This window comes from Adlercreutzia shanghongiae, from assembly GCF_035830635.1.
Lineage (GTDB): Bacteria > Actinomycetota > Coriobacteriia > Coriobacteriales > Eggerthellaceae > Adlercreutzia > Adlercreutzia shanghongiae.
This window is the reverse complement of record NZ_JAYMFI010000003.1, coordinates 127,142-147,221: the sequence shown is the minus strand read 5'-3', so window position 1 is coordinate 147,221 and position 20,080 is coordinate 127,142. Positions and strand designations below refer to the sequence as shown.

Below are 20,080 nucleotides of genomic sequence, written 5' to 3'. Positions count from 1 at the left end.
GTCGGGACAAGAGGACGCTGAACGCGGTTGCAGCACCTACGACAACAGAAAGGTCGCGTTATGGTTCCTTTGAAAGTGCTGACCTTGGTGGTGGCAGGACAAAACCAACCTTCGGTACTGGTGCTTCAGCCGGTGGAGGACGCCCCGGCGGGCAAGGCGCGTATTGTGCCCATTTGGATTGGCCCCACGGAGGCGGCACAGGTAGGCATGGCGCTGGAGCACGTGAAGCTTCCGCGGCCGATGACCCACGATCTTATGCTGGATGCACTCACCAACCTGGATGCCCGTATCGATTCCACAGTCATCTACGGTTCGAAGGGGCAAATGTTCTTCGCACATTTGGTCATCTCCCAGGGCGGGCGCCTTATCACGCTTGATGCCCGGCCGAGCGACGCCGTCGCCTTGGCCGTCCGACAAGATGCGCCGCTCTATATCGAGGAAGACGTGCTTGATGCGGCGTCGTTCCCTTTCTTGTTCAAGGGAGAACAGCAAACAGAAGAAGAGATCGCCGAGTTCAAGACCTTCCTCGACCATATTTCGCCAGAAGACTTCACCAATATCGACGGACTGTAGGTTCTGCCCGCGCGGAAGATGGGGATGAGCCCCTTAGGAAGGCGGCTCCCATAGAAAAGGGGGCGACCGAAGTCGCCCCCTGTGCGTCTGGGTGTTATATCTGCGGCTCGCTACTCTTCGGCAGCTTCGCCTTCTGCGGCTTCTTCCTCGCCAGCGCTCTCCTCGGTGGCATCCAGATCGTCATCGAGGTCGTCGATGGCAAGGGTTCCGTCCTCGCTCTCTTCCTCGAGCAGCTCCATCTGGTTCTCGTCGGCCTCAGCCTTCTTGGCCTTCTTCTTGCCCGTAGAGGCGATGGCCACCGCGCACACCTTGTCCTTGTCGGCGACGTTCATCACCTTCACGCCCTGGGTGGAACGACCGAGCTCGGAGATGCCCTTCACCGGGGTGCGCACGATAACGCCCTCCTCGGACACAATCATAATCTCGTCATCGGGGCCGACGATCTTCATGACCGCGAGCAGACCCTTCTTGTGAGTCATGGTGATGGTGTACACACCCTGACCGCCGCGATGGTGCTCGGGGTATTCTTCGATCTTGGTGCGCTTGCCGTAGCCCTTCTCGGTGATCACGAACAAGTCGGTACCAGGCTTGGCGATTTCCATGCCCAGCACATGAGCATCGGCCGGCACGTTCATGCCGCGCACGCCCATGGTGCCGCGGCCCATGGCGCGGGCCTCGGACTCATCCCACAGGATGGCCTTGCCGGCACTGGACACCATGATGACCTTCTCGCCCTTGGCCACGCGCTTCACGGAGATAAGCTCGTCGCCGTCCTTCAGGTTGATGGCGATAAGGCCGTCGCGGCGGGTGCGGTCGTACTGGTCCATAGAGGTCTTCTTCACGTTGCCCTGAGCCGTGGCGAACATGAGGAACTCTTCGGCCGGGAAGTCCTTCGTGGCGATGACGGCTGAGATGGCCTCGCCCTTCTCCAGCGGCAGCAGGTTCACGATGGCCGTGCCGCGGGCATGGCGGCCGGCCTCGGGGATCTCGTACACCTTCAGGCGGTACACCTTGCCCTTGGTGGAGAAGAACAGCATATAAGAGTGCGTGGAAGCCACGAACAGGTGCTCCACGAAGTCGGCGTCCTTCAAGTTCACGCCCTGCATGCCCTTGCCGCCGCGCTTCTGCTGGCGGTAAGTGCTCACGGGCAGACGCTTGATGTAGCCGGCCTTGGTCATGGTGACGACCATATTCTCCTCGGCGATGAGGTCTTCCACCTCGATATCCTTGGCCTCGCCGGTCAGACGGGTGCGGCGCGGCGTGCCGAACTTCTTCTTGATCTCCTGCAGCTCTTCCTTGATAACCTGCTTCAACAGGTTCTCGTCGGCGAGAATCTGCTTGTAATAGGCGATCTTCTCGCGCAGCTCGGCCAGCTCTTCCTCGATCTTGGTGCGCTCCAGGCCGGTGAGGCGGCGCAGGCGCATCTCAAGGATGGCATTGGTCTGCTTCTCGGTGAGGCCGAAGCGCTCAGTGAGGCGAGCGGCGGCTTCCTTGTCCGTCTGGGACGAGCGGATGATGTGGATGACCTCGTCGATGTTATCCAGCGCGATGATGTAGCCCTCGAGGATATGCTCGCGCTCCTCGGCCTTGGCCAGCTCGTAGCGGGTACGACGGGTAACGACGTCCTTCTGGTGCTCGATGTAGTAGAACAGCATCTCCTTCAGCGAGAGCACTCGCGGTGTGCCGTTCACCAGGGCCAACATGTTGCAGCCGAAGCCCACCTGCAGCTGGGTGTGCTTGAACAGCTTGTTCAGCACCACCTGCGGAATGGCGTTGGACTTCAGGTCGATGATGATGTCGATGCCCTTGCGATCGGCGGCGTCATGGATGTTGCTGATCTCGGGCAGCTTCTTGTCGCGCACCAGCTCGCCGAGCTTCTCCAGCAGGCGCTTGCGGTTCACCTGATAGGGAATTTCCTTCACCACGATGGAGGCGCGGCCGTTCTTCTTCTCTTCAATCTCGCATTTCGCGCGGATGGTGAGGTTGCCGTGGCCGGTCTCGTAGGCATCCAGAATGCCCTTCTTGCCCATGATGAGGCCGCCCGTGGGGAAGTCGGGGCCGGGCATGGCGGTAAGCAGGTCCTCCGTCGTGCAATCCGGGTTGTCAATCATGAGGCAAGTGGCGTCGATGGCCTCGCCCAGGTTATGGGGCGGGATGTTGGTGGCCATGCCGACGGCGATGCCGTTGGAGCCGTTGACCAGCAGGTTCGGGAAACGGGCCGGCAGAACCGTGGGCTCTTGCAGCGACTCGTCGTAGTTGGGCTGGAAGTCGACGGTTTCCTTCTCCAGGTCGCGCAAGAGTTCCATCGCCGGCTTATCGAGGCGGGCCTCGGTGTAACGCATGGCAGCGGCGGAGTCGCCGTCGATGGAGCCGAAGTTGCCATGGCCATCGATCAGGGGCAGGCGCAGGCTGAAGGGCTGGGCCAGGCGCACCATGGTGTCATACACGGCGGAGTCGCCATGGGGGTGGTACTTACCGATAACGTCACCAACGGTACGGGCCGACTTCATGTGCGGCTTGCTCGGCGTGTAGCCGGACTCGTTCATGGCGTACAAAATGCGGCGATGCACCGGCTTCAGACCGTCGCGCACATCCGGCAGGGCACGAGACACGATAACGGACATGGAGTATTCCAGGAACGAGGTCTGCATCTCCTTGCCAAGGAAGGCCGCGCGCACCGTGGTGCCCTCGCCGCCGTTGGCGCCCTCGATGATGGAGCCGTGGGGGTTGGGCATGTCCACCATCATAGAGCGAGCGCGCTCCTCTTCGGAGATGACGTGCTGGGCGGCGTCTTCATCCATGGTGGAAGAGGCGCTAGCCAGCTCGGCGTCCTCGTCGCCCTCCTCGTCGGTGTCTACGTCCTCGGCCAGGTAAAGCTCGTCCTCTTCGGCGGCTTCCACCTCGTCGCGGTCGTCGAACTCGTCGATATCGTCAAAATTATCAGCCATTTAGCTCTCCTTAAATATCGAGGAAGCGGACGTCGCGGGCGTGCTTTTGGATGAACTCCTTGCGGGGCTCAACCTGCTCGCCCATAAGCTCGCTCACCACGCGCTCGGCTTCCACCGCGTCATCGATGTTCACCTGCAGAAGGGTGCGGGTAGCCGGCTCCATGGTGGTTTCCCACAGCTGCTCCGGGTCCATCTCGCCGAGGCCCTTGTAGCGCTGGACGTCGAACTTGCCCGGATCGTCGTACTCGGCCAAGGTGGCGGAAAGCGCCTTCTCATCGTAGATGTAACGCTCCACCTTGGGGCTGCGCGAGTTCTTCTTCTTCAGGCCGAAGATGGGCGGCTGGGCGATGTAGATGTAGCCCAGGTTGATGAGCTCGGGCATGTAGCGGTAGAAGAACGTGAGCAGCAGGCAGCGGATGTGCGCGCCGTCAACGTCGGCATCGGTCATGATGATGATGCGATGGTAGCGAGCCTTTTCGGCGTCGAAGTCCTCGCCGATATTGGTGCCGATGGCGGTGATCAGCGAGCTGATGGTCTCGGAAGACAGCGAGCGATGAAGGCCGGCGCGCTCCACGTTCAGAATCTTACCGCGCAGCGGCAGGATGGCCTGGAACTTACGATCGCGAGCCTGCTTCGCCGAGCCGCCTGCCGAGTCACCCTCTACAATGAAGATTTCGGACTGGCTGGCGTCCTTGCTGGCGCAGTCGGCCAGCTTGCCGGGCATGCTGAAGGAGTCCAGCACGTTCTTGCGGCGGGTCATCTCGCGGGCCTTGCGGGCGGCCTCGCGGGCCTTCAGGGCCTGGGTGGCCTTGCCGATGATGCGCTTGGCCGGCGTGGGGTTCTCTTCCAGGTACTCCCCAAGGCCCTGGGCCACGGCGTTTTGCACGAGCGGGCGAATCTCGGTGTTGCCGAGCTTCGTTTTGGTCTGGCCTTCGAACTGCGGGTCGTGCAGCTTCACGGAGATGATGGCGGCCAAACCCTCACGGGCATCCTCGCCGGAGAGGTTCGAGTCCTTCTCCTTCAAAAGGCCCTTAGCGCGGGCATAGTCGTTGATGGTACGCGTGATGGCCTGCTTGAAGCCGTCCATATGCGTGCCGCCCTCGTGGGTGTTGATGTTGTTGGCGAAGGCCATAACCGAGTTGGTGGAGTACGAGCTGGACCACTGCAGGGCCACCTCCACGGTGCCATCGGCGTTCTCGGCTTCGAAGTAAATGGGCTTGTTCAGGGTTTCCTTGCCCTCGTTCAAGAACTTCACGAAGTCGACGATGCCGCCCATGGCCTGGAACACCTCGGTGCGGGGGTTGCCGTCGGCATCGGTGATGCGCTCGTCGATGAGGATAATCTTCAGACCGCGGTTCAAGAAGGCCATCTCGCGGAAGCGGGCGGCCAGGGTATCGTAGTCGTAAACCGTGGTCTCGGTGAAAATGTCGGGATCGGGCCAGAAGGTGACCGTGGTGCCGGTGGTTTTGGCGCTGCCGATTTCATGCAGCTTCGTCTTCGTCTTGCCATGGTCGAAGTCGATTGCATATTCCTTGCCGTCACGGCGCACCTGCACTTCCACCTTTGTGGAAAGGGCGTTCACGACCGATACACCCACGCCGTGCAGACCGCCGGACACCTTGTAGCCCTCGCCGCCGAACTTGCCGCCGGCGTGCAGGATGGTGAGGACGACCTCGACCGTGGGGATCTTCTCCTTGGGATGCTTGTCCACGGGAATACCGCGGCCGTTGTCCTCGCAGGAGATGGAGTTATCCGGGTGAATCGTCACCTTAATGGTGTCGCAGTAACCGGCCAGGGCCTCGTCCACGGAATTGTCCACTACCTCATATACCAGGTGGTGAAGACCGCGGGGGCCGGTGGAGCCGATGTACATGCCCGGGCGCTTGCGAACGGCTTCAAGTCCTTCCAGAACTTGAATGTCAGAACCGTCGTAGTGATCTGGTTTATTTGCCACTGACACTCCTTCGCTCTCTGAACATAAGAACGCGCCCGGAATCGGGCGCCGAATGAGCGTCAATTATAGCATGGGGAAATCGTTTTTCTTCGACACATCGCGGATAGCGGCTCTTTTGAGACTGTTTAAGGGGTACTTTTGAGAAAAAGGGGAGAATCTATTGCGAATTATGGAAAACCACCCTTAAATCGCACGAGAAATCGTGGAGAAATAATACCGCGCTTTCGGTGGGGCGGGCGGCCCCCTTAAGCGAGGGGGAGATTCACAACCTTGCTGCGGGCCAGCATATCCTCGTCGAAGTAATCGATGTTGGCCGTCGTGATAAACGTCTGGCTTCCGCCCTCCATGGCCTCCACGAGCGCCGCGCGGCGGCGTCCGTCCAGCTCGCTCATAACGTCGTCGAGAAGCAGCACGGGCTTCTGATCGAGGATTTCCTCTATCACGGCGGCTTCGGCCAACTTGTACGCGAGCACGATGGAGCGCTGCTGGCCTTGGCTTCCGTAGATCGAGGCGTCCTGACCATCCAGCGTAAGAAGAATCTGATCGGAATGGGGCCCCACCAACGCCCGTCCCCGACGGCGCTCCTCCGCCGCGCGCTCATGAAGCGCGCGGCTCAGCGCATCGCGCACCTCATCGCGCACAAGCGACGAGGGAGCGGAAGTCGAAGAAGCCTCATGGGCACCTTCGGGAGGCGCAGGCTCGTCAGCCTCTTTCGAGAGCCCAGCTTCCCAAGAGGGCACGTAGCGGGCCTCCATCTCCTCCCGGCCACCGGATATCTCGCGGTACTTCCCCACCATATGTGGGCGCAGGCGCTCGAACAGGGCGATGCGATACATCGTCAGCTGCGAGCCCACGGTGACAAGCATCTCATCGATCGCTTCCACCAACGTAGGGTCGGCCTCGTCTTTGAGCAGGCGATTTTTATGGCGCACCACCTTCTCGTAATCCCGGCGCACCGTGTAATAGCTCTTGTTCACCTGCGAGCCGAGAACATCCAGCGCCGTGCGGCGGCCGGTGTTCGACCCTTTCACCAAATCAAGATCGTCGGGGGTGAAGATCACCGAAGGAATGAGGCCCTTCAGATCGAGGGGCCGCTTCGCCTTGTTGTTCAGCCGATACTTGCGCGTTTTCCCAGCGAGGAGCAGCTCAATATCGAGCTGGCGGTTTCCGTCGGTCGCCCGCAACGCCGCGCGCCCCTGGCTCTCGCCGTGGCGCACCAGCTGGTCGAAGGTCCCATGGCGAAACGACGCGAGCGCCGTCAGCAGCTGGATGCCCTCAACGAGATTCGTCTTCCCGACGGCGTTCTCCCCCACGAGCACGGTGATGTCACCGAGACCGTCGATGACGGCCTCGTCGTAGTTGCGGAAATTTCGCAGCTCGAGGCTTTCGATGCGCAGGGTCATTTAGGCGATGCGCACCGGCATGACAAGGTAGAGGAAGTTCTCGGGCTCGAGCGCGCGGAAAATGCCGGGCTTCAAAGCGGACTGCACTTCCAGGTACACCTCATCGGTGGCAATGGAGCCGAGGCCGTCCAGCACGTAGGCGTAGTTGAAGGCGATTTCCACATCCTCACCCTCGATGATGCAGGAGATAATCTCCTGAGCGCTGCCCACATCCTGGGATGCGGCGGAAATCTGCACCGTTTGGGAGGCGTTGTTCAAATCGAGGCGCACCGGCGAAGAGGTAGAGCCGAGCAGCGAGGCGCGACGAACCGAAGCCACGAGCTTATCCACCTCGATGGTGGCGCGGGTGGTATAGCTGTCGGGAAGCAGCTGCTTGTAGTTGGGGAAGTTGCCCTCGATGCGTCGGTTGATAAACACCGTATCCTCGCAGGTCACCACAATCTGGTTGTCGGCCAGCGCCAGCGAGACAGGCGATTCCGTTTTCGGCAGCGACGCGATTTCCGAGAGGAAGGCACCGGAGATGACCGCCTGGAACTCGTCGGCCGAAGAGTTGGGCAGCGGGGCATCGGTGATGGCGAGGCGGTACGAGTCGGTGGCCACCATGCGCAACACGCCGGCCTCGAGGGTGATGAGCACGCCAGTGAGAATGGCGCGGGACTCATCTTTGGACACCACGCGAGACACACGCTTGACCATGGTTGAGAACTGCTGGAAGGGAATCTCTATTTTCTGATGAGTATCGACGCGCGGGAATCCGGGGAAGTCCTCGGCATTCAAGGCGCGAATAGAGAACGACGAGGTGTCGCAGGTGATAAAGGCCTGCTCCTCGGTGGCTTCAACGTGCACGGCGGCATCGGGGAGGTTTTTCACGATCTCGGAGAACAGCTTGCCGGGGACCACGGTGCGTCCCTCTTCCTCAACCAGCGCCGCAACGGAATACTGGATAGAGAGCTCGAGGTCGGTTGCCTGGAGGATGATCTTATCGCCGGTGGCCTCGATGAGAATACCGGAAAGCACGGGCAGGGTTGAGCGGGTGGACACGCCCTTCAGAACAATGGAAAGGGCATTGGCAAGTTCGGTGCGGTTGATGCTCAGCTTCAAAGGAGGCCTCTCTTCGAGTCGTCGCGGGAGCTTACGTAATAAGGTCGTGCGGCGTATTATAGCGCCGCAGCGAGCCTGTCCCCAACCAAGGGCGCCCTCTGCGGCTTTTTTCCAAGTCCGCGGAGCAAAAAAGAATATTCTCGCGAAGGGGAGCGTGGGGCTGAAGAAAGAGTTTTTCACACACGGTGGTTGAAGACTTATCCACCACTTTCCTCTTCAAACTTGTGGATAATGAGGAAAACTCTCTCTTTTCCCAGAGAATCAAGTGGAAAACACGGGTTTTTCGAAGGTGGATATCCACATCAAAGATGGTTGACAGTTTCGAATTCTGTTTTCTCGTCATGGAACACCTCGAAAAATAAGGCTCTGAGCTGGTGTTTTAAAAACTGCGAGAGTTTTCCCGTGTTTTCACGCACTTATGTTCGAAAATTACAGGCAACTAACGAAGCTCATTACCTCAGCCTCGAGAAGAACGCCGAGAAGAGGCGTTGGGAGGTAATGTCAAGGTTTTCGAGAGAAGTTTTTCACATTTTCCTCTTTCTCTTATTCCTTGAGTTTTTCCCACGTTTCAATGTTTTCCACTTTTACTGAATATCTAGTTCATAACTATGAATTTATCTGAATACTGCAGGTAGATAGATTTCAGTTTTCAACTTTTGCTGAATAAAAAGTGAATTACTCACCGCTGACTCTGAAATGCGCAGGCGAGCACCTTCTCTTTATTCAAAACACGCTACAATATTGCGAAAACTTTCCGAAAACACTGAATAAGCGACGAACACAACGGAATGAAATTGGAAAACATGGAACAAACGCCCTCTTCAATGACTGAAGCCCCCTCTGGGGCTTCCTTCGACTATGCCTTCGTCGAGACCGTGGGGCGCATCGCCCTCTACGATGATTTGCGCAGCGCGCCGCGCGTCGTGGAAATCGACCCCGCGGAAACCGGCGCCTACATCGAGGCTTTGGCATCCACTATCTACGAGCAGTCCCACAGCGCCGGCGGCACCATTCCCTACACCGTCATTCGCGAGGTTTCCGAAAACTTCATCCACGCGCACTTTAAGGAAGTAGTCGTCTCTATTCTAGATAAGGGAAACACCATCCGCTTCGCCGACCACGGACCGGGCATCCCCTCGAAAGAGAAGGCCCAGATGCCCGGGTTCTCCTCGGCTGTCGAGCCTATGAAGAACTACATCCGCGGGGTCGGGTCGGGTCTTCCCATTGTTCGCGAATACCTTGAATCTTCCCACGGCACCATCACTATTGAGGACAACCTGGGAACCGGCGCGGTGGTGACCGTGAGCCTCGTGCGGGACGAAGACGACCCTCTTGACGACTGGGACGAGAGCGACGTGCTGACTCCCTCGGGATTAGCCGCCGCCAGCCCTGCGAGCAGCCCCGCTCCCGACTACTACGGCGCGGGCGCAGCCCCGGTCGCGCCCATAGCTCCAGCGGGCGCTTACCCTGCTCAGCCCGCGGCGGCGCCGATGGGTAGCGCGCCCTACGGCCAACCTTACCCCGCCCCGACAGCGGCGGTAGCGCAGCCCTACGGGAACGCCTACGCGCCCTACCCGGCCTACGGCGCCTATCCCCAACCGGCCCCCTACCCGGCCTACGGCGCGCAAGCCCCCGCTCAGCCCTACGGGTACCCGGGCGGCATGGTGACCGGCCCCGTTCTCAACGAGCGCGAGCGCATGTTCCTCAAGCTGCTGCTCACCGAGGGGATGCTGGGAAACAAGGAGATGAGCGAGCTCACCGAGACCGCCCAATCCACTACCAATACCACCTTCGGCAAACTTCAGCAGGCCGGGCTGGTGGAGATGATTGGGAAGAAGAGAACCCTCACCCCCTACGGGCGCCAAGTGGCCCAGGGTCTTTAGGGACAAGCGCGATCGATTTGCTTATTTGCTAGAATGGCCGAACAAGCGAGCGAAAGACCGCGGCGTTTCCGGCGCCGGTGGAAGGAAGTGTTATGGATAGCGAGAAGCTGAACGAGCAATGGGCGCGCATCTGCGCCCAGGTCAAGAGCTATCAAGATGTTGATGCCTCCCAGGTTGCCGCGTTCTTCTCGCGCCTCGAGCCCCAGGCCATGAGCGATTCGTTCCTTATGCTTACGGCTGACAACGACTTTATTAAAACCTGGGTCGAGCAGCATTACATCGAGGCAATCGTGCGCGCGCTGCACGATCTTACCGGGGTGACCTACGCCGTGGCCATCGCTGTAGACCCCACGCAGGAACAGCGCAAAAGCGCGGCCGCGAACGCGATGACGGCAGCGCCGGCGCCCGCTGCGACCCCGACGCCGGCGTCGGCGCCGATCCCATCACCGACTCCGGCCCCGGCCCCATCGCCGGTGCCGACCCCTTCTCCCCAGGCGGCGCCGATCGCGATGGCAGAGCCTGCGCCGGCAGCCTTCGTCCCCGCCGCGGCCGCCCCCTACACCGCGCCCCAGTGGAGCGAACCGGCGCCCCAGGCAAGCGAGCACCCCGCGGCAAGTTCCACATTCGAGGCGCCGGCCCACCGCACGGAAGAATCCCACGAAGGCGCGGCGGGACTCAACCCCCTCTCTTCGCTCACCTTCGCCAACTTCGTTATCGGAGAGTCGAACCGCATGGCCTACTCCATGGCCGTCGAAGTGGCGGAATCTCCGGGCAGCCTTCCGCTGAACCCCCTGTTCATCTATGGAAAAAGCGGCTTAGGTAAAACACATCTCATGCGCGCCATCCAGAACTACATCAAAGAGACGCGCCCGACGTTGCACACGGTGTACGTGGACGCCCAAGAGTTCGTGTCCCGTTACTCCGAGGCCGGCCAAGCCAAAGACCGCGAGAAATCCAGCTTCAAGAACTTCCGCACCTACTACGAGCAAGCCGATGTACTTCTTTTGGACGACGTGCAGCATCTGCAGGGCAAAGAGCAGTCAATCAACATGCTCTTCCAGCTCTTCAACACGCTTACCAGCCAAGGGAAGCAAGTGGTGCTCTCCGCCGACCGCGCCCCTAAGAACATCGAGGTGGACGAGCGTTTGAAGTCGCGCTTCTACAGCGGCGGGGCCATTGACATCCAGCCTCCCGAGGTGGAGACGAAGCTGGGAATCGTAAAATCCTTCGCCCGCGAGCATTGCCGGAGCGCCGGCCTCGATAGCTTCACCATTCCCGACGACATCCAGATGTACATCGCGGAAAACTCCGGGTCCAATATCCGCGAGCTGAAGGGCGCCGTGAACACGGTCATCTACCGCCTGATTTACTCGGATCGCCGCGATATCTCCATCGAGGAAGTGCGCGAGCTGCTGGCGAACCATTTCACGGGAGGCCGGTCGCGCAGTCTCTCCATCGAGGACATCCAGCGTGAGGTGGAGAAGTTCTACAAGGTGACCCATAACGAAATCGTGGGGAAATCGCGGTCGCAATCTATCGTGCGCCCTCGCCAAGTGGCCATCTACCTGTGCCGCCGGCTGCTCGATCTGCCCTACGGCGATATCGGGAAGCGCTTCAACCGCGACCACTCGACGGCCATTCATTCCAGCAACTGCGTCGAAGAGCGTCTGAAAACCGATCGCGACACGCAGGAGGAAATCGAAATCCTCATGAAGATTATCAGCGAGCTTGATTAAGAGCGGTTCATTGCCGTGGGAAAAGTGGAGGACAGGCTGCGCATAACCCGCCTCCTTTTCAACCGTATCTCGCAGAGGCACCGAGGTGAACAGGGGCGTCGGTGCAAAACAATGAGCGTTTCCACGAAAGAAAGCACCGCAGTTTCATAGGGCTTCATCTGCGGAAATGCAAGTTGTTGACCAATCCACTGTCCTTATTGGTACTACTACCTTTAGTTTTAAAAAGAAGAAGCGGCGTTCTCCGCTCTTTCGCCCTCGTGGAGAACGCTCCGTGGAATCTCGCAGCCTCTCTCACGCTTTCACGGTTTCTACCATCCTCCTTATTCTTTCATCTGCCCCGTTGACAGCGTTTTTTCGCGTTGTATAATTCAAAAGCTACTCTTCAAACCATGAAAGGGAAAGAAACAATGAAACGCACCTATCAACCGAACAAACGCAAGCGCGCCAAGTGCCACGGCTTCCGTGCCCGTATGGCCACCAAGGGTGGTCGCGCTGTTCTCGCTTCCCGTCGTGCTAAGGGGCGCAAGCGTCTCACCGTCTAGGAGTTTCTTAGGTGCAGACGATTAAATCCAGCACTGAGATCTCCCGGCTCTTCTCTACGGGACATCGCCTTCACACGCCGCACCTGACCATTATCGTGGGTGCTCAGAAGGCTGATGGGCAAAGCAATGCTAAGCGACACGGCCATTCCGGTCGTGTCGCTTTTATTGCGGGGAAGAAACTGGGAAATGCCGTTTGGCGCAACCGAGCCAAACGGCGGCTTCGCGCCCTTTGTCGGGACATGGGCGGCCCCTGGGACGGCTCGGACGTGATATTTCTGGCAAAGTCGGGGCTTACTCGGGCATCTTATAGTAAAGTGCTGAAGGCATGCGGAAACGCCGCCGAACGCCTTGCGGAAGGCGAGGGAAAGAGCACGGTTGAAAAAGCTGTTCACATCCATTAAAAGGCTACCGACGCTTATCGCCGTCGGCCTTATTATGTTCTATCGAATGGCCATCTCCCCCCTGCTGCTCCCTGCTTGTCGGTTCGTTCCCTCGTGCTCCGAGTACGGGCTCACCGCGTTTAAGCGCTACGGGTTTCGCAAGGGGTTCGTGCTTACAGCAAAGAGGATATTGCGCTGCCGCCCCGGCGGCCCCAGCGGCTACGATCCCGTACCCTGAGGTACTGGCGCTTTTGGAAAGGTAAGCTATGTGGGATATCTTTAAAGACTGGATCTTCGACGTCATCCAGTTCTTCTACAACTTCTGCCACGACTGGGGCCTGGCGATCATCATCGTCACCATTATCTTCCGCATCATCGTGGCCCCTCTCATGCACAAGCAGGCGAAGTCGAACTACGCCATGCAGAAGGTGCAGCCGAAGATTCAGGCCCTGAAGGACCGCTTCCCCGATGACCCGACGCGTCAATCTCAGGAAATGCAGAAGATTTACGCGGAGATGAAGTTCAACCCGCTTGCCGGATGCCTGCCCATGCTGCTGCAGATGCCCATCTTCATCGCCCTGTTCCAGGTACTGCGCGAGATGGGCGACCGAATCGGCGAAGGCACTTACTCGTTCTACAATATCGTTCCTAGTTTGGTTACTACACCTGCTCAGGCATTTAGCGAGGGTTTTGGAACGTTTGTTCCCTATCTTATCTTGATGGTGATCTTCGCGGGTGCAACCTTCCTGCCTATGGTTCTTCAGCAGTTGAAGACTGAAAACAGCCAGCAGAAGAATCAGACGCTCATGATGGGCGGCATCATGTCTATTATGATGCTCTGGATTTCGTGGGGGTCTCCTGCCGGCGTGCTTTTGTTCTGGGGTGCTTCCTCGCTGATCGGCATCGGTCAGAACCAGCTGACGCTCGCCCGTTGTCGTGCCGCCGATAAGCGCAAGGAAGAAGAAGAGGCGCTGGTTGTAAAACCGGTCGAAGTCAACGTGACGCGCAAAGAGAAGAAGAAGCGCCCGAAGAAGAAGCGCTAGGCATTGCTGAATTTAGAGAGTGTTTCATGTGAAACACTCTCTTTGTACATTCCGCGGCAATATTCAACCGCGGTACCAAACGTAAGGAGTAAGCATGGCGGAAGAGACCGAAGAAATCATCGACGACATCGAAGAGGTGGACGAGGAATCCGCGACGGCTGGCGTGAGTGATTCTGAGGAAGATGAGCTTGTGGTAACCGATGAGATGCTCGACAACATTGCCGATACGGCTATCGCTGCGCTCCAGGATATCCTTCAGTACTTCAATGTGGGCGAAGTGACCATCGATGAGTACGAAGGCGACGAGGGCGAGCTTATCCTCGATATCAGCGGTAACGATATGGCCGTTCTCATTGGGCGTCATGGCAAAACCCTCGATGCTCTGCAATTTATTGTCTCTATGATCACGGTGCGTACTATTGGCTTCCGCTATCCCGTTATCGTGGATGTGGAGGGCTACAAGAATCGCCAGCGCCAGAAGCTGGAGTCCATCGCCCGCAGCTCCGCCAATCGCGCTGCTTCCCAGCACCGCAAAGTTGGCCTTCGCCCCATGACTCCTTACGAGCGCCGTATCGTTCATATCGCCTTGCGCGATGATGACCGTGTTGAGACTGTTTCCGAGGGCGAGGGTCCGTCTCGCCACGTTGTGGTGGTTCCTCTGTAGAATCTCTCCAGATATCTCAAGTTACCGAGAGGGGCAAGATTGCTTGCTCCTCTTTCCTTTATCATGGTGTCGTACTGGTTTTCAGGAAAGGAGTTAAGGTGGTGGGCGAGCAAACCGAAGCGCTCTGTCGTAGGTACCTTGACGATATTCTGAAGGCAAACGAAATCACGAATCTGACCCGTATCACTAATGAAGAACAAGCGATGCTTCTTCATCTCGAAGACTCCCTGGTGGGACTACCTGAAGTTAACGAGGCTCCCGAGGGATTGTATGGCGATTTGGGTTCTGGCGGCGGCTTTCCCGGTGTTCCCCTTGCTCTGGCCACAGGCCGCCAGACGATCCTCGTAGATTCAGTTAAGAAGAAGATGGCTATTGTCCAGTCAATTTTAGACGAGCTCGGTCTTTCCTCTCAGGTGGCTACCTCGAGCGAGAGAATTGAGGATTTACCCGTTGAGTACGAAGCGCGGTTTGCCGTCCTCACTGCGCGTGCCTTATCTCGACTGGTTTCTTTAATTGAACTTGCTTCTCCCCTGCTCTTCAAGGGAGGGAGGCTTGTCTGCTATAAGGCGCAAGTGACTTCCGAGGAGATTGAAGAAGCGAAAGCTGTTCAAGATCTTGTCGGCATGAAACTTGTTTCTCAAAGAGAAGCTCTCTTGAGCGACAGAGAAACTAAGCGGACTATTTTGGTTTTCGAGAAGGTAGCTCGTCCTCGTATAAAGCTTCCTCGCAGAGTCGGCCTTGCTCAGAAACAACCCTTGAAACCTCGCCCGTGATGTTTCACGTGAAACATCACGTAATTTGAATCCATCTATCGAACACCGCCTGAACAGGCGTTAGTCGGTGCTATACTGAGCTGCAATTATGGAAGGAGGTTCCTGTGGGATTCTTTGATGGTCTTAAACGAGACACAAAACAAACCCAGGCTGTCGAAGAGGTTGAAACGCCTCAAATTCAGGAACAAGAGGAAGCAGTTGAGAGCTTCAGGGAGACAGACCCGGAAGATATCGAAGTGATTGTCCGGGAAACTGACACCTATGAAGTAGTTGATATGCCGACAGAGCCCTTGAAGACCTACAAGGACAAAGCGCCCGTCAAGCATGTCATCGGGCACACTAAGATTATCGCCATCATCAACCAAAAAGGCGGCGTCGGTAAATCGACAACAGCCATCAACTTAGGTGCAGCACTGGGAGAGATGGGTAAACAGGTACTGTTGGTAGACCTTGATCCTCAGGGAAATTGTTCAAGTGGCCTTGGTGTGGAAAAGAGTCTGATTCAACAATGCATTTATGATGTGCTGCTGAACGACGTCCCTATCGAGAATGTGATCATCCCCGATATTGCCGAGGGTTTGGATATTGCGCCGGCCACTATTAATCTTGCCGGTGCCGAAGTTGAGCTGGTCTCCGAGATGGCTCGCGAGAATCGTCTTAAAGAGGCTGTTGGCTGTATGCGCGGGAAATACGATTTTATTCTCATTGACTGTCCTCCTTCTCTCGGCCTTTTGACTGTTAATGCCCTTGTTGCTGCAGACAAGCTGCTTATCCCGATTCAATGTGAGTTTTATGCCTTGGAGGGTGTGACAAAACTTCTTGAATCAATGAAACGTGTCAAATCACGCCTGAATCCAACCCTGGATATCTATGGTATCTTGCTCACTATGTACGATAGCCGTACCACCCTCTCCAAACAGGTTGTTGATGAGGTGCGCGAATACTTCGGGCGCCTGGTGTTCTCTACGCCCATTCCGCGAACCGTCAAGTTGTCCGAAGCTCCCAGTTTCGGACAGCCTATTACGCAATACGACCCCAAGGGAAGAGGCTCTCTTTCCTATATTGAGCTTGCAAAGGAAGTGATTGCTCGTGGCTAAGCCTGAACGTCGTGGAGGTCTTGGACGCGGCCTCGGCTCCCTCCTCCCCGGTTCCTATGACGCACCTGCGCCCGCAGCACCGGCGCCAGAGCGCCAGCGCGTAACAGTGGAGGTAGATGAGGCCGCAGCAATGGAAGCCCCGGTTTCAACGCGACCGGCTCGTACGGTTGCTGAGATGGAGGAAGACCCCGCTGTGGTGTCGGAGCCGGTTACCCGCGATATTATTACTACTACTATTCCCTCTGCGGATCAAGCGTCTTCTAAGAGAACCGACGAGGTTTCTCTCGATAAGATCGTTCCCAATCCCGACCAGCCTCGTACTCAGTTTAAAAAAGAGGAAATTGAGGAATTGGCCGCCTCTATCGAAAAAGACGGCTTGCTTCAACCGATTCTTGTACGGCACATGGCTGATGGGACGTATCAGATTATCGCCGGAGAGCGTCGTTGGCAGGCTTCTCGGGCAGCGGGGCTGGAGAAAGTTCCCGTAAGAATCAAAGAAGCCGACGATGATCAAGCTCTCGAGCTGGCGCTTATTGAGAACATTCAACGCTCCGACCTGAATCCTATCGAGGAAGCCTATGGATACCGCCGTCTGATGGAGCGGCGGTCTATGACTCAGGCTGAAGTCGCTCAGGCGGTTTCGAAGGGGCGCTCGACGGTAGCCAACGCTCTTCGTCTCCTTGATTTGCCGGAAGAGGCTCAACAGCTGCTGTATGAAGAGAAAATTACTGCCGGTCATGCCCGCGCTATTCTTTCCGTGCCTACAGCAGAAGGCCGGCTTACGCTGACTCAAAAAATTATCGATAACGCGATGACAGTTCGTGATGCCGAAAATCTGGCACGTCTTATGTCAGGTAAGAAAGAGGCCTCGGCGCCGAACAACCGAGAGCCTCTGCCCGCAGTGTACAAATCGGTAGCGAAGACCTTGCGCGAGACTCTTAAAACCAATGTGCGCGTGAAGTCCTCGAAGGGTAAGAACAAGATTGAGATCGAGTTCAAAGACGAAGAGGATCTACAGAGACTCTTCAATGAGCTTCTCGGTGAGTAGGAACCGTATAAATCTCTCATATTAAAAAACCCCTTGTTTCACGTGAAACAAGGGGTTTTTAAATTCAGAAGGCCCTTTAAGAAGCTATGATAATACTCATGGAAAATATTTTACATAACACTCCCTTCCTGTTCCGATGTTTCACGTGAAACAGAAAGGGAGTGTCTTCGTCAATCCTGGACGCGCTTCATTTTGTTCTTCAATTGACCACATGCACCATCGATATCGGAGCCGCGCGACCGTCTGAAGCTCGTCTCGATGCCATGACTTGAAAGAGAGGTAACCCAATGGTTGGCAGTTTCCTCCGAGGATGGTTTAAGGGGAGAGCCGTCAACGGTGTTAACGGGAAGGAGGTTGACGTGGCAGAGAAGTCCTTCACAGAACTCAATAAGCGCTTGCAAGTCTTCTTCGGAGTCATTGGCGCCTTCGATGAGAAGATATTCGAAAGTGACGCGACGGTTGGTCTTTTGAGTGTACGCTCGCAAAGCCTCCTTCAGCAGGGGCAAGGGTTGTTGGGAAACGTTCGGCATGAGAGCGTCGCGTTTGCGCTGTATCGCTGAGTGAAGCGATACAGCAAGGGTGAATTGCTCGGGCTCCTCTGCGAAGCGGTTGATGCCGGTTATGAGGCCACAGGTGGATATCGTGATGTGGCGGGCTCCGATATTGAAATCCTGGCTGCTGTTGAGAATACGAAGAGCCGAAAGAACCTCTTCGTAATTCAAGAACGGCTCCCCTTGTCCCATAACAACGATATTGCTTACTCGATTTTTGAAATCCTTCTGCACGAGCGCGACCTGGGCGATAATTTCCGATGCCTCCAGATTGCGGGTAAGGCCTTCGCGGCCAGTGGCGCAAAAACGGCAAGCCATAGGGCAGCCCACTTGGGAGGATACGCAAACGGTGAGGCGATCTATGGAGCCATCTTTCTTAAACACGGGCATGCCTACGGTCTCGACCAACGTGCCGTCGGAAAGCCGAACAACGTATTTACGCGTCCCATCTTGGGATACTTGTCGATCGAGTAAGGCTATGGCATTGAGGGGGAACTCGTCAGCTAGACGTTTTCGGAGGTCTTTCGGGAGGTTGCTCATCTCGTCAAAAGAGCTCGCGTGGTGGTGATGGACCCATTCGAAAACCTGTTTACCACGAAAGCGAGGATAACCCCACGAGGCAAGCAGGGTGCATAGTTCATCTTCGGAAAACTTTATTAGTTCGTTATTCATAGACTCATTATAGACCCTGAGACTGCTCTGATATACTGCCCTCAGGCATTTACCGTTCGAAAGGGAAGGTCTATGGCTGCGATGATTGAACCTGCGAAGTGTCGTGTGGCGCTGCTTGCTGGAGGAACCAGCGGCGAGCGTGAGATTTCCCTTGCCTCGGGTGTAGGGGCAGGCGCAGCGCTCCGCGAGGCGGGCTTTCTGGTGACGGAGCTTGATCCCGCTCGCCATGCTGATTTAGCTCAACTCCTCGAAGGCTCGTTCGATGTCGCTTTCCTCTGTCTTCACGGGAAGGGCGGAGAAGACGGCGCGCTTCAGGGGTTTCTGGAAACCATCGGCCTACCGTATACCGGGCCGGGCGTGTGGTCGAGCGCAACAGCTATGAATAAAGCCCAGTCGAAGCTGTTTTACCAGCGTGCCGGCATTCCTACAGCGCCGTTCCAGTACCTGCAAAAGGGCGAACCGTACTCCGTTGACGAGATTGCTCAGGTTATGGGTGGAACCTGCGTCGTGAAGCCAGCGACGGAGGGCAGTGCGCTGGGTATTTACATCGTTGAGGGTGTTGAGGCCATAGCCGAGGCGATTGAGAAGGTCTTCGAGATAGATGAGCTGGTGGTAGTGGAGAAGTATATTTCCGGCACCGAACTTACCGTTGCGGTTCTGGGTAATGACCAGCCGTTCGCTCTCCCGGTCATTGAAATCGTACCTAAAGCCGAGTTTTACGATTTCGATTCGAAGTATGCGCCGGGCGGATCGCAGCACAATTGTCCGGCCCCGCTGAGCGAGAAGCTCACTGAGCAGGTGATGCAGGCGGCCGTGAACGCGCATAAGGCGCTTCATTGCAGCGGCGTTTCCCGTTCTGATTTTATTCTTGATGGAGAGGGCATTCCCTGGATTTTGGAAACTAATACGATTCCCGGCATGACGGCTACGTCCCTTTTGCCCGACGCGGCCCGCGCCGCCGGTATCAGCTTCCCGGAGCTGTGTACGAAACTTATCGAATATGCCTTCGAGGACGCCCGGTAGCGCCAATGCCCTCGATAAGCTTCATTGAAACGAGAAAACGCCGCTTCATGAGCGGCGTTTTCCATGCTTGAGCTGGGATTGTAATCCAAACAGGTGTTCTGTTGTTAGAAGACGCCGCAGGATTTCAGCCCGAAGATAATCGCAGCAACAAGGGCAAGCAGGAAGGCCCAGCTGAGAAAGTAGCATCCCTTGTTGCCCGAGCGTCCTGCTTCCACGAGGCCGTCGATGAAGCCGCGGCGGGTCTTAAGCAGCGCCATGCCGCGCTGCTTCTCGGGCAAAGGCTCGCGGTCGCTGGGCAGCCAGGTGCCCTTCGAGGAGATAACCTCGTCCACCGCCGACCCTTCGAAGGAGAGCTTCGGGCGAATGCCTTTGCCGATAAGGCCGCACACCCCGTTGATGAAGGTATTGAACTCATCTTTGTACGCAGGGTTGTAAGCGATGACGGCGGCCTGGCCCCAGTACTCGCCCGGCTCAGGTGTTTCCGTGAAGGCGATGAAAGAAAGGATTCCCACGAGACTCATGCCGTCGGCCTTGTAGAGACTGAGCGTGCGAGAGAAGTCCTCCCCGAAATAGCCGATGCGCTCGCCAAATTTGTTGATGAGCCATGCGCGGTGCTTGCCTTCCTCCAGTAGACACTCAATGGCGTAGCGGTCGCCCACGAGGGTGTTCGAGCTCATAAGAAGCGCTGC

At 57.1% G+C, this 20,080-nt stretch carries 18 protein-coding genes; 12 read left to right on the top strand and 6 right to left on the bottom strand.

All coding sequences use genetic code 11. From position 1 onward, the window contains the following. Positions 1-60: 60 nt before the first annotated feature. Positions 61-573: a bifunctional nuclease family protein gene (locus VJ923_RS02685; protein WP_326438270.1), complete on the top strand. Its 513-nt coding sequence runs from the start codon at positions 61-63 to the stop codon at positions 571-573. A gap of 110 nt (positions 574-683) precedes the next feature. Here VJ923_RS02685 and gyrA read toward each other — a convergent pair whose 3' ends face one another. The 4 genes from gyrA to dnaN form a co-directional block, all read right to left on the bottom strand. Continuing rightward, a complete protein-coding gene (gene gyrA / locus VJ923_RS02680) occupies positions 684-3,521 on the bottom strand; it encodes a DNA gyrase subunit A (protein ID WP_326438268.1) in 2,838 nt (945 codons plus the stop codon). Between the two features lie 10 nt (positions 3,522-3,531). Beyond that, the gene (gyrB, locus tag VJ923_RS02675; protein ID WP_326438266.1) at positions 3,532-5,475 is read right to left on the bottom strand and encodes a DNA topoisomerase (ATP-hydrolyzing) subunit B; all 1,944 of its coding nucleotides are present in this window, start codon (positions 5,473-5,475) and stop codon (positions 3,532-3,534) included. 245 nt (positions 5,476-5,720) lie between these two features. Further along, a complete protein-coding gene (gene recF, locus VJ923_RS02670) occupies positions 5,721-6,878 on the bottom strand; it encodes a DNA replication/repair protein RecF (protein ID WP_326438264.1) in 1,158 nt (385 codons plus the stop codon). After that, positions 6,879-7,979 (bottom strand): DNA polymerase III subunit beta, encoded by a 1,101-nt coding sequence (gene dnaN, locus VJ923_RS02665; RefSeq protein WP_326438262.1) that lies wholly within the window; start codon positions 7,977-7,979, stop codon positions 6,879-6,881. A gap of 824 nt (positions 7,980-8,803) precedes the next feature. Here dnaN and VJ923_RS02660 point away from each other — a divergent pair. From VJ923_RS02660 to VJ923_RS02615, 10 genes are all read left to right on the top strand, one after another. Continuing rightward, entirely contained in the window at positions 8,804-9,862 is a 1,059-nt protein-coding gene (locus VJ923_RS02660; RefSeq protein WP_326438260.1) for an ATP-binding protein, read from the top strand. A gap of 92 nt (positions 9,863-9,954) precedes the next feature. Further along, the gene (gene dnaA / locus VJ923_RS02655) at positions 9,955-11,598 is read left to right on the top strand and encodes a chromosomal replication initiator protein DnaA (protein ID WP_326438258.1); all 1,644 of its coding nucleotides are present in this window, start codon (positions 9,955-9,957) and stop codon (positions 11,596-11,598) included. 407 nt (positions 11,599-12,005) lie between these two features. After that, complete coding sequence (gene rpmH, locus VJ923_RS02650; protein WP_022737978.1) at positions 12,006-12,140, top strand: 50S ribosomal protein L34; 135 nt, start codon at positions 12,006-12,008, stop codon at positions 12,138-12,140. Positions 12,141-12,151: 11 nt separating this feature from the next. Further along, entirely contained in the window at positions 12,152-12,541 is a 390-nt protein-coding gene (gene rnpA, locus VJ923_RS02645; RefSeq protein ID WP_326438255.1) for a ribonuclease P protein component, read from the top strand. Then, entirely contained in the window at positions 12,489-12,758 is a 270-nt protein-coding gene (gene yidD, locus VJ923_RS02640) for a membrane protein insertion efficiency factor YidD (protein WP_394355937.1), read from the top strand. The genes rnpA and yidD overlap by 53 nt, the downstream gene beginning before the upstream one ends. 28 nt (positions 12,759-12,786) lie before the next feature. Further along, entirely contained in the window at positions 12,787-13,563 is a 777-nt protein-coding gene (locus tag VJ923_RS02635) for a YidC/Oxa1 family membrane protein insertase (protein WP_326438253.1), read from the top strand. Positions 13,564-13,657: 94 nt separating this feature from the next. Next, on the top strand, positions 13,658-14,227 hold the full coding sequence (locus VJ923_RS02630) for a Jag family protein (protein ID WP_326438251.1): 570 nt from the start codon (positions 13,658-13,660) through the stop codon (positions 14,225-14,227). A 98-nt stretch (positions 14,228-14,325) separates the two neighbouring features. Beyond that, complete coding sequence (rsmG, locus tag VJ923_RS02625; RefSeq protein ID WP_326438249.1) at positions 14,326-15,000, top strand: 16S rRNA (guanine(527)-N(7))-methyltransferase RsmG; 675 nt, start codon at positions 14,326-14,328, stop codon at positions 14,998-15,000. Between the two features lie 104 nt (positions 15,001-15,104). Continuing rightward, positions 15,105-16,097 (top strand): ParA family protein, encoded by a 993-nt coding sequence (locus VJ923_RS02620; protein WP_326438247.1) that lies wholly within the window; start codon positions 15,105-15,107, stop codon positions 16,095-16,097. Further along, positions 16,090-17,145 (top strand): ParB/RepB/Spo0J family partition protein, encoded by a 1,056-nt coding sequence (locus tag VJ923_RS02615; RefSeq protein WP_326438245.1) that lies wholly within the window; start codon positions 16,090-16,092, stop codon positions 17,143-17,145. The genes VJ923_RS02620 and VJ923_RS02615 overlap by 8 nt, the downstream gene beginning before the upstream one ends. Positions 17,146-17,315: 170 nt before the next feature. On the opposite strand, the gene rlmN is transcribed toward VJ923_RS02615, so the two are convergent. After that, the gene (gene rlmN, locus VJ923_RS02610; RefSeq protein WP_326438243.1) at positions 17,316-18,368 is read right to left on the bottom strand and encodes a 23S rRNA (adenine(2503)-C(2))-methyltransferase RlmN; all 1,053 of its coding nucleotides are present in this window, start codon (positions 18,366-18,368) and stop codon (positions 17,316-17,318) included. Positions 18,369-18,440: 72 nt separating this feature from the next. Between rlmN and VJ923_RS02605 the strand changes: the two genes are divergently transcribed. Next, positions 18,441-19,391 (top strand): D-alanine--D-alanine ligase family protein, encoded by a 951-nt coding sequence (locus VJ923_RS02605; RefSeq protein WP_394355936.1) that lies wholly within the window; start codon positions 18,441-18,443, stop codon positions 19,389-19,391. A gap of 104 nt (positions 19,392-19,495) precedes the next feature. Here the strand turns inward: VJ923_RS02605 and VJ923_RS02600 are convergent, their stop codons facing one another. Further along, on the bottom strand, positions 19,496-20,068 hold the full coding sequence (locus tag VJ923_RS02600; protein WP_326438241.1) for a hypothetical protein: 573 nt from the start codon (positions 20,066-20,068) through the stop codon (positions 19,496-19,498). Positions 20,069-20,080: the final 12 nt, after the last annotated feature.